This window comes from Roseateles amylovorans, assembly GCF_025398155.2.
GTDB lineage: Bacteria > Pseudomonadota > Gammaproteobacteria > Burkholderiales > Burkholderiaceae_C > Roseateles > Roseateles amylovorans.
The window spans coordinates 5,035,744-5,049,291 of record NZ_CP104562.2 but is presented as its reverse complement, the minus strand read 5'-3'; the positions used below and the strand labels follow the sequence as shown (position 1 = coordinate 5,049,291).

Sequence of the window (13,548 nt, the reverse complement as noted above, 5' to 3'; positions counted from 1 at the left end):
AGGGAGTTGATCATCATGCGATCCCTCACGGATCCGAAGCACCGCCTCGCCGCATGGGCCAGTTGCCTGATGCTGTCGGGCTGCGTCACCCCAGCCTCCCAGTCCAACGATCCGGATGCCCCCTTGTTCCGCGAAGGCACCTATGTGCGCAGCGCACGGGCGACCGAGTCCCCTGATGGCCGATCGCCCGGGCTCCCCTCGGCCATCCCCCAGCCCGTCATCCCTCCGGGCACCGCCGGTGCCGAGATGACGTCGGCCGCAAAGGCCCGCGAGGACTCGGACCGGCCCGCGCGCCGCGGCGCGGACGAGCCACTCACTCGCCGCACCACCAGCGATGTGCCGGGCAAGGCCGCGCTGAACTTCGTCGATGCGGAGATCCCGTCGGTCATCTCGACCTTGGCGCGCTTCCTGGGCCGGAACTTCCTGCTGGATCCGCGCGTCAAGGGGCAGATCACCCTGGTCTCCCACGGCGAGGTGCCGGCCGGCACCGCCTACGACATGCTTGTCGCTGCGCTGCGCATGCGCGGCTTCACCATCGTGGACGTGGGTCGGGTCAGCCGTGTCGTGCCGGTGGCCGATGCCAAGCTGCAGGGCGGCCCGGTGAATGCCCGCGCGCCGGGCGGCGGTGTCGCCACCCGGACCATCCGCCTCGCCTATGAGAACGCGGAAGCGCTGGTGCCGGTGCTCAAGCCAATGGTGGCGCCCGAGAGCAGCATCACCGCCCATGCCTCGAGCAACATGCTGGTCATCACCGACTATGTCGACAACCTGGAGCGCCTCAGCCGGATCATCGAGAGCATCGATACGCCCACCTCGCTCGACACCGATGTGGTGAAGATCCACCACGGTGTGGCGGTCGACATCGCCGGGCTGGCCAGCGATCTGCTCCAGACCGGCGGCAACGACAACCGGCGCGACATCGTCCTGCTCGCCGATCCGCGCTCCAACAACGTGATCATCCGGTCCAGCAGCCCGTCGCGCACCCGGCTCGCACGCGATCTGCTGGCCAAGCTGGACAGCGCCCAGGACGACCCGGGCAATCTCCATGTCGTCTATCTGCGCCATGCGCAGTCCACCTACCTGGCCGGCGTGCTGCGCGGCATGCTCACCGGGGATACCGGCACCTCGGCCCTGGGCAGCGGCGACAACGCCCGCGCCGCACTCGGTGCCGGCGGCATGTCCGGTGGGGCGGCCGCCACGAACAGCAGCGGCACGCCGTCGCGCACCGGCTCGACGCCCTCCGGCGTATCCAGTGGCAGCAGCAAAAGCGGCGGTGGCAGTGCCCGATTTGGCGGCAATGGCAATGGCGGCGCCAATGGCGGACAGGTTGCCGGCGGCGGTTCGGGATCGTCGACCGCGTTCTCGGCCGGTGGCGTCACCGTGCAGGCCGATGCGACCGCCAATGCGCTCATCATCGCGGCGCCGGAGCCGATGTACCGCAGCATCCGTCGCGTCATCGACCTGCTGGACCAGCGCCGCGCACAGGTGATGGTGGAGAGCCTGATCGTCGAAGTCACCGAGCAGGACGCCGCGCAACTCGGCATCCAATGGATGCGCAACAACGGCAAGTTCATCGGTGGCAGCAACTTCGGCGGTGGCGCCAACCTCAACAACAACGCCGCCAACACCATCGACTTCCTGCCCGGTGGCTTGAGCCTGGGCCTCATCGACGGCACGGTGAACCTGCCTGGCGTGGGCGAGATCCTCAACCTGAACCTGCTGGCTCGGGCGCTCAGGACCAAGGGCAGCGTCAACATCCTGTCGACGCCCAACATCCTGACACTGGACAACGAGGCCGCGTCGATCATCGTCGGCAAGACGGTGCCGTTTGTCAGCGGCCAGTACATCACGCCGGGCGGCGGCGGCTCCGACAATCCGTTCCAGACGGTGACCCGCGAGGACATCGGCCTGCAACTGAAGATCCGCCCGCAGATCTCCGAGGGCGGCACCGTCAAGCTGGACATCTATCAGGAGGTCTCCAGCATCGACGACCAGAACTCCGGCGTGGCCGGGATCGTCACCAACAAGCGGGCGCTGGACACCAGCGTGCTGCTGGACGACGGCCAGATCATGGTGCTGGGCGGCCTGCTGGAAGACAGCGTCAACAACGTCGAGGAATCGGTGCCCGGGCTGGGATCGATTCCGCTGCTGGGCCATCTGTTCCGCTACGACAAGCGCCAGCGGGTGAAGACCAACCTGATGGTCTTTCTGCGCCCCTATGTGATCCGTGACGCCAATGCCGGTCGCGGGCTCACCCAGGATCGCTACAACGTGATGCGCGCGCAGCAGAGCAAAGCGCAGCCCGACAAACACCTCTTGCTGCCGGATCTGCCCGCGCCCATCCTCCCGCCGATGGAGGTGCCGATGGTCGGCGCCCGCTCCTCGCTGGACCTTCGCCCGGCGCAGTGGGACCAGACCCGGCAGCAGCCGTCGCCCGAGGTCGAGACCCGGCAGCAGATGCGCCAACGCCCGACGCAGCCGGACGCGGCGCAAGAGCCGCCGGTGCGATCGCGGTTGCCGTCCAACGTCGGCGTCACCGGCGATCCCACCGTGCTCTACGCCACACCGGACAGCAACAAGACCGTGCTGCAGGTCGCCGATGTGGCGGATCAGGATGACGCGGTGCGCATCGCCAAGCGAGTGCGCATCAGCGGCATGCCTGCCTACATCGTGGGTGGACCGGGGGGCATCGGTTATGCGGTCCGGGTGGATGCATCGCGGGATGCGCGGGCGGTCGACACCGCCACCGGCGTGCTGCGCGAGCTCGGCTACCGTCCGGAAATCGTGGTGATGCCATGAGCGTGCCGCCCATGCCACCGATGCCGCAGATGCCGCAGATGCCTGAGATTCTGCTGCGGCCGCTGCCGCATGCCTGGGCGCGTGCGCAACGCATCGTCGTGTCGGACCGGGATGAATCCGGCGCTATGCCCGTGCCGATGCTGATGCTCAGCCCCCGCACGCCCGGATGGGCGCTGTCCGAGGCGCAGCGCCACACCGGCCTGGTCGCCTGGCGCGAGATCAGCGACGAGACCCTGGACACGCTGCTGTCCGCCACCTATGCGGACAGCGGCAGCGCGGCCGCAGTGGTCGGCGCGGCGGAATCGGAGGTCAACCTCGAGCGGCTGATGCAGGACATCCCGGCGGTGACCGACCTGCTCGATGCGCAGGACGACGCGCCGGTGATCCGCATGATCAATGCGCTGCTCACCCAGGCGGCGCGGGACGGCGCCAGCGATGTCCACTTCGAGGCCTTCGAAACCCACTCGGTGGTGCGGTATCGCGTGGACGGCACGCTGCGCGATGTCGTCTCGCCCCGCAAGGCGCTGCATGCCGCGCTGATCTCGCGGATCAAGATCATGTCGCAGCTGGACATCGCAGAGAAGCGGGTGCCGCAGGATGGCCGGATCACGCTACGCGTCGGCGGACGCCCGATCGATGTGCGGGTCTCCACAGTGCCGACGGTTCATGGCGAACGCGCGGTGCTGCGCCTGCTGGAGAAGGATGCGGGTCGGCTGCGGCTGGACCGCCTGGGCCTGGCGCCGGACACCCTGGCCGCGCTCACCCGATTGATTCGTCAGCCGCATGGCATCGTGCTGGTCACCGGTCCCACCGGCAGCGGCAAGACCACCACGCTGTATGCCGCGCTGGGGCAACTGGACAAAAGCGTGAGCAACATTCTCTCGGTGGAGGATCCGGTGGAGTACGACCTTCCCGGCGTCAACCAGATCCCGGTGCATTCGAAGATCGGCATGAGCTTCGGCGCGGCGCTGCGGGCCGCGCTGCGGCAGGATCCGGACAACATCATGATCGGTGAGATCCGGGACCTGGAGACCGCGCAGATCGCCGTGCAGTCCTCCCTCACCGGCCACGGCGTGCTGGCATCCCTGCACACCAATGACGCCATCTCCGCCGTGACGCGGCTCACCGACATGGGCATCGAGCCCTTCCTGCTGTCATCCTCGCTGCTGGGCGTGCTGGCGCAACGCCTGGTGCGCTGCCTGTGCCCGCAATGCAAGCGGGAAGCGCCGCTGCCGGACGGCACCCTGCAATGGATGCCTGTGGGCTGCCCGCATTGCAATCAATCCGGATACAAGGGCCGGACCGGCATTCACGAGCTCTTTGTGATTGATGACGATGTGCGCCGGATCGTCCACGATGGTGGGAATGAGCACGCGTTGCGCGACCTGGCCCGCCAACGCGGCATGCGAACCCTGCGCGAGGACGGCCAGCGCTGGGTGGCCGCCGGCATCACCACCTCGGACGAAATCCTGCGCGTCACGCGAGACGATCAGTAGCCATGCCGCGATTCCACTTCGAGGCGGTCAATGCCGGCGGCGAGATCCAATCCGGCTCGACCGAGGCTGAATCCGCGCGGGCGGTGCGGCTGCAATTGCGCGAGCGGGGCTTGACTGCGCTCGGCGTGCGAAAGACCTCGATTGGCACCGGCGTCGCCTGGATGACGCCGCGCCTGCCAGCTTCCGAGCTGTGCTGGGCCACCCGTGAGCTGGCCAGTCTGCTGGGCGCCAGCCTGCCCTTGGAATCGGCGCTCACCGCAACGATTGAGCAGGCGGAGAAGAAGGTGGTGGTGGAGTCGCTCACGGCGGTTTGCGCGCATGTGCGCGGCGGCATGCGCCTGGCTGATGCCTTGGGCGAGCGACCGCGCGACTATCCGGCGATCTACCGCGCGCTGGTGAGTGCAGGGGAAGATTCGGGTGATCTGGCCCGGGTCATGGAGCGGCTGGCGGATTACCTCGAGAACCGCGACCACTTGCGCAGCAAGATGCTGACCGCCTTCATCTATCCCGCGGTGATGGCCTTGGTATCGGTCGGCATCGTGGTGTTTCTGCTCGGCTATGTGGTGCCGCAGGTGGTCAGCGCCTTCACCCAGGCCCGCCAGGATCTGCCCACGTTGACCACACTCATGATCGATGCCAGCGGCTATGTCCGTGAATGGGGCGGATGGACCGTGCTGCTGATCGCGGCGGCGGCGCTGCTCGTGCGCCGGGCCCTGCGCCACGACGCCACGCGGCTGCGCTGGCATGCGGCGCTCCTGCGCCTGCCGCTCATCGGCCGTTATGTGCTGGGCGTCAACACGGCGCGATTCGCCTCCACGCTGGCCATCCTGATGGACGCTGGCGTGCCCCTGCTGCGCGCGCTGGAGGCGGCCCGCCAGACCATGGGCAATGATTGCCTGAGGCAGTGCGCCGCCGACACGACCGCGCGGGTGCGCGAGGGCGCTCCCTTCGCCGCCGCCTTGCGGGTGCAGAAGCTGTTCCCGTCCAACCTGATCCACCTGGTCGCCAGCGGCGAGAAGACCGGCGCGCTGGCGCCGATGCTGGAGCGCGCCGCTGCGAATCTCTCGCGGGATCTGGAGCGCCGCGCCACGCGGCTCACCGCGCTGCTCGAGCCCATGATGATTCTCGGCATGGGCGGTGTGGTGATGCTGATCGTGCTCGCCGTGCTGCTGCCGATCATGGAAATCAATCAGATGGTGCAGTGAGTTCCGCGCGCACCGAACACCGGTGCGCGCGCGAAATCGTCAGGGTGCTGCACACCGAATGTGACGGTTCTCACGAGCGATTTCCGTGTGTTCGGGAGGATGCAGCCCTCGCGACGTTCCGGAGCGCGGCGAATGGGTCGGCACGGGGTCGAAAACACGGGTGAATGTCGATTCGTGTTGGGGATTCTTGTTCAAGACCGCGTCACCGTGGAATCGAAGAATCCATTCATCGTCAACCGATTGGCGATACGTCGATCAACAGGTCGATGAGGGAAGCAAAAGCAGCAATCGACCGATGGCTGATCCCGCATCCAACGGGCGGTCAATGGGTCGTGGTCTTTCACTACTGGTTTGTTCAAGGAGCATTTCAATGAAATCCGCGAATATCAAGATGAGCGTCATCTCCGCAGCCGTCGCCGCTGGCCTGCTGGCCGTGGCCGGCGCCGCTTCGGCACAGAACGTCACGTCTGGCGGCGCCACGCTGCCGCAACTGATGTACCAGGACATCTTTGCCCACGGCCCGATCAACGGCACCTGGTCCTACGCCGGCACCGGCAGCGGCACCGGCCTGAATGCCTTCCTCACCAACAATGCCGCGCTGTTCGGCACCAGCGGCACCGTGCACATCGTGGGCAGCGACTCCGCGTTGACCTCCGCTCAGATCACCACCTACAACGGTGCCTACAACAACGGCGCGTCCTCGTCGGTCGCCAACTACGGCCGCCTGGTGCAAGTGCCGGCCTTCGCCACCCCGGTGTTGCTGCCGTTCAAGGAAACCGGCCTGGCCTCGCTGAACCTGAGCTCCGAGCAGATCTGCCGCATCTTTTCCTACGATTCGGCCGCCCGCAACTGGAACCAGATCAGCTCGGCCGCGACGGCCAGCGCCATCGCCGTGGTCTACCGCGTCGAGACCAGCGGCACGACCGAGCTGCTGTCGCGCTTCCTGAGCGCCGCCTGCGGTTCTTACCTGCCTGCCGGCAAGTCGTTCACTGTCTCCAACAACTTCAAGACCGTGGTCGCCAGCGCCCTGCCGACGCTGACCGCTGCGCAAGACGCGAACGCCGACGGCATCCCTGACGCCTGGGTCGGTGCCAGCGGCAGCTCCGGTGTCTACGGCGCCCTGGCGCAGGACCATCGCCTGGGTTTCCTGACCCCGGACCGTGACCTCTACACCGGCAACGGCAGCAACGTGGCCAGCATCAACGGCTTCACGCCGTCGGCGGCCTCGATCCAGAACGCCATCCAGGCAGTCACCCCGCCGGCCACCGCCATCGCCCGTGCCAACCCGCTGAACTGGGTGCCGGCCTATTCGCTGCCCACCGCGGCCTACCCGATCTACGGCACGACCAACCTGGTCCTGGGCCAGTGCTACGCCGGTGGCGTGGCCGCCGGCACGGCCGGTGGCGCCGCCAAGAGCTTCCTGAGCAACCTCAACAGCGGCGCCTACGACGCCTACCTGTCGGGTCACAACTTCGTGAAGCTGCCGGCCAACTGGAACACCGCGATCCAGCAAGCCTTCCTGACCTCGGGCGCCGCCCTGGAAATCGGCAACACCTCGGTGTGCAACGCCATCGGCCGCTGAGTCGCATGGGCTGATACGGGCGATCACCTGCCACAAGCAGCGTGATCCCACCTGACCGGAACGCCGGGCACGCACAGTGCTCGGCGTTTTTCATTTGGCAGATCGTCGGCTGCCCAGCGCACAGACTGAGCGCATTCGTTGAACGCGTCCGCTGAACGTGCTCGCTGAACGTGCCCGTTGCACTGCCCGTTGAACGTGCCGGTTCTACGCTTCCGCTGTACGCGGCCTTCGTAGGCGCCCGCTGTATGTGCCCACTCGACATGCCCACTCGACGTGCCCGCTGAACGTGGCGGATGAACCTGCCTGCTGCACGTGGCGGTTGGATGCGGCGGTTGGATCCGGCGGCGCCTGCGGGATGCGCCGGGCTCAGCGCAGGGCGATCACTTGGCGGTACAGCAGCACCGGTCCGTCGCCGCGCCGTTGGCCCAGGGTGATCTCCAGGCCGGACGCCACCGCACCGGCACGGCCCAGAGACGGCAACCGCTGCCAACCGGTGCCGGGCTCCCAGGCCCGCACCTCGAAGGACGCGACCTGATCCAGCACGGCGACCTGGTCCGCCGGCAAAGGCGCCGGAAGCGGATAGACCGCCGCCGGTGCGCCCGCAGCCCGGTACAGCGTGCCGGACCGAATCCACCATTGCACCCGCTGCCAATGACCCGGCGCCGCCGGCGCGGCTCTCACCACCTCGATCATGAAAAGCGACTCCGGCTGACGCCGCACCGCCATGCCCACAGGCAGCAGCGCCGCCGAGGGCTGCGGCGCCGCAGCGGCGGTGGCGCCACGCAGCGTCGGTCGCGTGGCGCGCGCGGCGGTCAGCTCGGTGGTGTCCAGTTCCACGGTCGTGCGCCAGGCGAGGTCACGCTCGATCTGCTGCAGGGTCCGCATCCATTGGGCCGTCTGCTCGGTGCGCTCCTGCAGATGGGCGGTGGTACGGCTCAATGTATCCAGGCCGCGCCAGGCGATCAGACTCAGCACCGCCATGATCACGATGGCGATCATTACTTCAATCAGGGTGAAGCCCGAGCCCTGCCGATGCGTCATGGCCGTCGCTCCACCATGCGTGTCTGCAAACGGGCCAGCGCCGGCTCGCCGTGCGTGTCCGAATGCACCGACACACTCACGGTGCGAATGCCGTTCTGATTCGCACCGATCTCCACCCGGCAGACGAGGCGCTGGTCCGCCTGCGGACATGGCACCTGCCGCACGCCGACCGGCAGCGTGTCGTCCATGCGAAGCTCATGGAGGCTGTTCTGTGCCGACAGCATCGCCAGCGATCTGGCGTCGAGCAGGCCCACCTGCGTCGTTGTCTGGCTGGTCAATCGGACAAAGGCGGCCAGGCTGACGCTGATGATCGCCAACGCGATCAGCACCTCGATCAGTGTGAAGCCGGTCGATCGCGGCAGGGCGACGGACGCGTGCGTCGACCCAGGAGGCCTTCGAGGCGATTCCGCACGCATCCGAGTCATCGCACCAGAAAGCGTCCGGTGGCGTCGCGAATCAGCATGACCTTGTCGCCGTCGTGGCGAAGCTCGATCGCAGCCGACGCGCCCACCCATTCGGAGGTCAGCAGCACCGGACCTGCGGGCTGAACCTCCACTTGGCCGGCTCTCCATTCACGCGGCTTCAATGCCTCATCGCGGGCGAAGTTGTCGAGCGTGGCGGCGGTGGTGACCACAGGCACCACGCTGCCGGGACGCGTTGTCCACGTTCCCCGCAGAAACCGATAGCCATGGCCTTGAGGCTCCCACACGATCACTCGGCCGTCGATGCGGACCTCCTGCTGCGCGGCGGCCAGGCGCTGGGCGAGTTCACGCGCGTCCTGCCGCAGCGTGGCGCCGCGGTCCGGTGCAATCTGCAGCGAGATCGCGGCCGTGGCGATGCCGATGATCAGCAGGACGATCATCACTTCGATCAGAGAAAACCCGTGCGGGTGGCGAGGGGAATCCATGAATGAGACCGGGCGTGTCAATGAAGGTGGCGATTCGATGGCGTTGATAGGGCCGATGGGGCCGATGGGGCCGATGCGGCCAATACGGCCAATGCGGCCGATTGAACGGGCTGAGCGGATTGATCAGTTCGAAAGACAGATCCCATTGGATCGATCGAATCAATGCCAATGCGATCGATGGACGCAGACTAGATCGTCAATGTGGCGCCGACATGAATTCCTCATGTGGGTCTGCTACTACTGGAGCCCTGTCGCAGCATCAGCCTCGACGTCGATGCGCGACACCACGACAAGCAGGGAGCATCACAATGAATCGAACACACGTCGGGACGTGGCGGCCTTCCGCCCTTTGGATCACGCATGCCGCCGGTGCGGTGGGACTCATGGCCAGTGCGGCGGTCTGGATCGCGCCGCTCAAGCGGCCTGAAGCACCCGCCGCCTCTGCGCCAGCGCCCGTGACCACGTTCACCGATCCGGCTGCGGCCACGCTCGCCTCATGGCTGGGGCCGGGGGCGGTGCGCATCCATGTCGTTGTCCTGGGACTGGCTACGCGCAATGACCGATCTGTCGCCTTGCTGAAGATCAACGACGCACCGCCTCGGGCCTTCATGCCGGGGGAAACCCTGGCGCGCGGCGTCACCCTGACCGCCATCGAGCCTGATGGCGTGTCGATTGCCCGTGAGGGCGAGGTGATGCGCATTGCCGCACCGACGCAGCAGCGGCTGACTGCAGGGTGGGTCAACGCCCGCTGAGGCGTGGAAGCGTCGGCGGCGAGTCAGCCGTCGTGAACGGGCATCGGGCATCGGGCATCGTTCATCGGTCGTTGACGCACGGTGCACGGTGCTCGGTGCACGTGCTCGCAGTTCGACGGCAGCGTGGCTGCTGGACGGCCTGTCGCGCTGGCAATGGCCCTGCCGTCGGTGTGCCGTCGTGCCGATGTTTGCGGTTTTCCCGGCGTCCGACCGTCTGGAACATGAGTGGCAGACCCTTGCATGTCCAGCGGCGTGCAGTCGGGGTGCAGCCCCCTTCAGGGCAAATGGAGGAAATGAATGAAGAAGAGGAGGCAGAGGTCCGATGTGCCACCAGACAGCATTCAAGGCGTCTCGATGCAGACGCTGGACAAGGAATTGTCCCGACATGTGGAGATTGCCCGGACCAAGCCGGTCTCGGTGGACAAGTACGGTGTGCCGTGGGTGTGGATCGTCTCGCATCCGTTGTGGATGCAGGCCGATCATCTGAAGTCCTTCGTCCCGGAGGGCCATGGCCTGGTCAATCTGCGGGAAGCCATCGACAGCACCCTGGCCTACGAGGGGCTGCTCATGAACGAGCTCACGAGGCAGTGCACCAGCGGCCTCGATGCGCGCATGGTCACCCGGGCCTGGCTGCTGCAGGTGGTGTACTCGCTGTCGGACCCGCGCCGTGTGCGGGAGGGCCTGGTCTACAACATGCTGTGGCGGTGGTTCGTCGGCTATCAGCTGCGGTCGGAACAGCTGCCCGAGATCGAGCCGTTCGTGCACGACCTCAATAGGGTCAGTGCCCATCCGCATGTGATCGACATCGTCCACCGCAGCCTGAACAACGGCGCCATGCTGCATGCGGACACCGAGGAGTTCCGCATCAATCGCGGCCTGCTGCATGCGCTGCGGACGCAGCATGTCGATCTGCCGGTCCGTCTGGATGAGCCCGTCGTGGGTGGTTTGTCCGGCGAACGAGGAGGGCGATCCATGGCGCGTTAGTGCCACGCTGTCGCGCCGTTGTCATCTGATCGCAACGATCCACGGGAACCATTCGTTTCATTTGAATAGGGTTCCTGTGGCTGTGCTGACGCGTTCCGCGACCTGCCCAAGGCGGGCCCGGCTGACAGAGGGCGAAGGGCGGATGGCCTTCGGCCGCGCCTGGCGCGGGCCTTCCCGCCCTGGCTTGCGCCGCTTCAAGCTGGGGCGTGCCGCGGCATGCGCCTGTGCGCTGTCCATGGTGGGCGCCCCGGCGCCGGCGGCCGAACCGGGCTCGCGGCCGATGGCTTCCGAGCCCCGTCAGCAGGATCCGCAGTATTTCGATATCCCCGGTCAGCCGCTGGCCTCGGCGCTGGAGCGCTATGCGGTGGTCACCGATCAGACCGTCCTCTTCAGCGATGACCTGGTCGCGCTTCGGCGCTCCTCGGCGGTGGAAGGCCGCTACACCGCGCGGGAGGCGCTCGACCTGTTGTTGACCGGCACCAGCCTGCGGGCCGAGCGCGTCGGCGCGGGGGCCAAGGCCTCCTTCGTGCTGCGACCCCTCCTGGACGACGCGGCCCCGACCCCGGCCGAGGCGCTGGACCGCCGCTACGACGGCCTGGTGCAGCACCGCATCTGGAAGGCGCTCTGTGCCACCGCGCAGACCGCGCCCGGCGGCTACCGTGCGGTGTTGCGGCTGGAGATCGATGCGGCCGGGCGCCTGAGCCAGCCGCGGCTGCTGACCACCACCGGCAGCCCGCGACGGGATGAGGCGATCGTTGCCGCGCTGCAGGGGCTGCAGGTGGAGGCCGCACCGCCGGCAGGACTTCAGCAGCCGTTGACGCTGGTCCTCCTGCCTCGCCCGGCCGGCCAGCCGTCGGGCTGCCTGACTGAGGGGCGTTCGCCATGACCGAAGGCGTGCTCCCGCAGTTGCGCAACCTCCTGGTCCAGCGGTATGAGCAGATCCGTCAGAGCTTGACGATCAAGCTCGGCAATTCCGATCTCGCCGGCGATGCGCTGCACGAGGTCTGGCTGAGGCTGCAGCGCGATCCGTCGATCGCCGGTCCGGTGCAGAACCCGCAGGCCTACCTGGTGCGCATGGGGATCAATCTGGCCATCGACGTGCAACGCAGTCAAAGCCGGATGCTGTCCACCGAGGAAGTGGACGAGCTGATGCAGTCGCTGCCCGATCCGTCGCCGGGACCGGCCGAACTGGCGGAAATCCGCTCCGAGATGGACGGGCTGATGGCGGCGCTTGCGGACATGCCGCAGCGGCGCCGGGAGATCGTCCTGCTGGTGCGCCTGGAGGGCTGGCAGCAAAAGGAGGTGGCCCGGCAGTTGGGTATCTCGCTGCGGACGGTGGAGTCCGAGCTCAAGGCCGCGCAGGAGTTCTGCGCCGAGCGTCTGAATCGAAAGGTCTGAATCCCAAGGCCTGCATCGCCAGGATCATCGCGCTCGGGGTTGCCGTGCCCCAGCCGCCGCCAGTCATCGCCTGAGGGTCTCGAGGTTCGAGCCGTTCGCGTGTCCCATCTGACAGTTTTTTGAAGATTTCGTTGCTGGTGTTGCGGTTTCGGTCCGCGTCGTTCGTCTAACAGATGAGGACGGATCCCAGGAACGGACGACCCACCCCCGCCTCTCACGACATGATGTTCACCACCGACACCAACCCGTTGCCCGATGTGCTCAAGGATGCACAGGCCTGGGTGCGCAAGCTGCATTCCGGCCGGGTGACGCAATGGGAGGCGAACGCCTTCCGCCGCTGGGTCGATGCGGAACCCGCTCGGCTCGTGGCTTTTCAGGAGGCCGCTCGGCAATGGCGGGCGCTGGGCACGGCCGGCAGCCAGTTGCTGCGCGACGATGCGGCGGTGGCGCGCCATCATCGCGAGGTGCAGGCGCGGGCCCGCCCGGATCGCCGCGCCTTCCTGGGGTTTGCGGCGGGCGGCGCCGGCGCGGCGGCGGTGGCGGCTTATGCGCCGCTGGACCTGTGGCCGTCGATGCAGCTGTGGGGCGCGGATGAGCGCACCGCAGCGGGCGAGCAGGTCAACCTGGCGTTCGGCGCGGTGCAGGTGACCTTGAACACCCGCACCAGCGTGACACGCCTGCAGCCGGACGCGCAATCGATGGGCGGCATGCGGCTGATCGAAGGCGAAGCGGCGGTCGACACGCCGCGCATGAGCCGGCCCTTCCGGGTGGAGGCCGGCGTGGGGCGGATGTTGGTGGAGGCGGGCGCAGGCGGCGCGGCGGAAGCGGTGCGCTTCGAAGTGCGCCAGCTCCATGAGCAGACCTGCGTGACCTGTGTGGCCGGCACCCTGCGCGTGGACCATCCGGCGGGGCAGCGGGTGCTGCGTGATGCCCAGTGGCTGCGCTACGACGCACGCGCCATCAGCGACATCGCCGCCGCCCGTGCCGAGGAGCTGTCGGCCTGGCGGCGCGGCGAGCTGGTCTTCCAGACGACGCCGCTGTCCACCGTGATCGAGGAGATCAATCGCTACCGAAGCGGGCGCGTCGTGCTGCTGGGCGATGCGGTGCGCCGCAAGACCGTCACCGCGCGCATCAAGATCGCAGAGATCGACACGGCCTTGCTGCAGATCCAGCATTCATTCCAACTGCAAGCCAGGAGCTTGCCGTCGCACATCCTCATTCTCAGTTGAGGGTCCCAGGTGACAGCAGCATGAAGGGCGGCCATTTCTGGCCGCCTTTTTTCATTCAGCGGGGGCGAGATTCTTCTGCGGTTCAGTGAACGCCGGATCGTCAAGGGGCAGGGGCTCACTCGCCACAGGCGGTCAACAAGAGCGGCTCCGCAACG

12 protein-coding genes are annotated in these 13,548 nt (G+C 67.3%); 9 read left to right on the top strand and 3 right to left on the bottom strand.

Going from position 1 to position 13,548, the window contains the following annotated elements; all coding sequences use genetic code 11:
• Positions 1-15: 15 nt before the first annotated feature.
• From gspD to N4261_RS20835, 4 genes are all read left to right on the top strand, one after another.
• The gene (gspD, locus tag N4261_RS20850) at positions 16-2,799 is read left to right on the top strand and encodes a type II secretion system secretin GspD (RefSeq protein WP_261757176.1); all 2,784 of its coding nucleotides are present in this window, start codon (positions 16-18) and stop codon (positions 2,797-2,799) included.
• A gap of 29 nt (positions 2,800-2,828) precedes the next feature.
• Positions 2,829-4,295: a type II secretion system ATPase GspE gene (gene gspE, locus N4261_RS20845; protein ID WP_435532086.1), complete on the top strand. Its 1,467-nt coding sequence runs from the start codon at positions 2,829-2,831 to the stop codon at positions 4,293-4,295.
• 2 nt (positions 4,296-4,297) lie between these two features.
• On the top strand, positions 4,298-5,500 hold the full coding sequence (gene gspF / locus N4261_RS20840) for a type II secretion system inner membrane protein GspF (RefSeq protein ID WP_261757175.1): 1,203 nt from the start codon (positions 4,298-4,300) through the stop codon (positions 5,498-5,500).
• Between the two features lie 370 nt (positions 5,501-5,870).
• Positions 5,871-7,082 (top strand): substrate-binding domain-containing protein, encoded by a 1,212-nt coding sequence (locus N4261_RS20835; protein ID WP_261757174.1) that lies wholly within the window; start codon positions 5,871-5,873, stop codon positions 7,080-7,082.
• Positions 7,083-7,448: 366 nt separating this feature from the next.
• On the opposite strand, the gene N4261_RS20830 is transcribed toward N4261_RS20835, so the two are convergent.
• Genes N4261_RS20830 through N4261_RS20820 form a run of 3 tightly spaced genes read right to left on the bottom strand, consistent with a single transcriptional unit; the run spans position 7,449 to position 9,030 of the window.
• Positions 7,449-8,123 carry a prepilin-type N-terminal cleavage/methylation domain-containing protein gene (locus N4261_RS20830; RefSeq protein WP_261757173.1) on the bottom strand — a complete coding sequence of 225 codons (675 nt, stop codon included), beginning with the start codon at positions 8,121-8,123 and terminating at the stop codon, positions 7,449-7,451.
• The gene (gene gspI, locus N4261_RS20825; RefSeq protein WP_261760793.1) at positions 8,120-8,539 is read right to left on the bottom strand and encodes a type II secretion system minor pseudopilin GspI; all 420 of its coding nucleotides are present in this window, start codon (positions 8,537-8,539) and stop codon (positions 8,120-8,122) included. The genes N4261_RS20830 and gspI overlap by 4 nt, the downstream gene beginning before the upstream one ends.
• A 5-nt stretch (positions 8,540-8,544) precedes the next feature.
• Positions 8,545-9,030 (bottom strand): prepilin-type N-terminal cleavage/methylation domain-containing protein, encoded by a 486-nt coding sequence (locus N4261_RS20820; protein WP_261757172.1) that lies wholly within the window; start codon positions 9,028-9,030, stop codon positions 8,545-8,547.
• Between the two features lie 308 nt (positions 9,031-9,338).
• On the opposite strand from N4261_RS20820, the gene N4261_RS20815 reads away from it, so the two are divergent.
• The 5 genes from N4261_RS20815 to N4261_RS20795 all read left to right on the top strand — a co-directional run bounded on the left by N4261_RS20815 (position 9,339) and on the right by N4261_RS20795 (position 13,393).
• On the top strand, positions 9,339-9,782 hold the full coding sequence (locus N4261_RS20815) for a hypothetical protein (RefSeq protein WP_261757171.1): 444 nt from the start codon (positions 9,339-9,341) through the stop codon (positions 9,780-9,782).
• Between the two features lie 297 nt (positions 9,783-10,079).
• Complete coding sequence (locus N4261_RS20810; protein WP_261757170.1) at positions 10,080-10,766, top strand: transposase; 687 nt, start codon at positions 10,080-10,082, stop codon at positions 10,764-10,766.
• A gap of 280 nt (positions 10,767-11,046) precedes the next feature.
• Positions 11,047-11,652: a secretin and TonB N-terminal domain-containing protein gene (locus N4261_RS20805; protein WP_261757169.1), complete on the top strand. Its 606-nt coding sequence runs from the start codon at positions 11,047-11,049 to the stop codon at positions 11,650-11,652.
• Complete coding sequence (locus N4261_RS20800) at positions 11,649-12,164, top strand: RNA polymerase sigma factor (protein ID WP_261757168.1); 516 nt, start codon at positions 11,649-11,651, stop codon at positions 12,162-12,164. The genes N4261_RS20805 and N4261_RS20800 overlap by 4 nt, the downstream gene beginning before the upstream one ends.
• 221 nt (positions 12,165-12,385) lie before the next feature.
• Entirely contained in the window at positions 12,386-13,393 is a 1,008-nt protein-coding gene (locus tag N4261_RS20795) for a FecR family protein (RefSeq protein WP_261757167.1), read from the top strand.
• Positions 13,394-13,548: the final 155 nt, after the last annotated feature.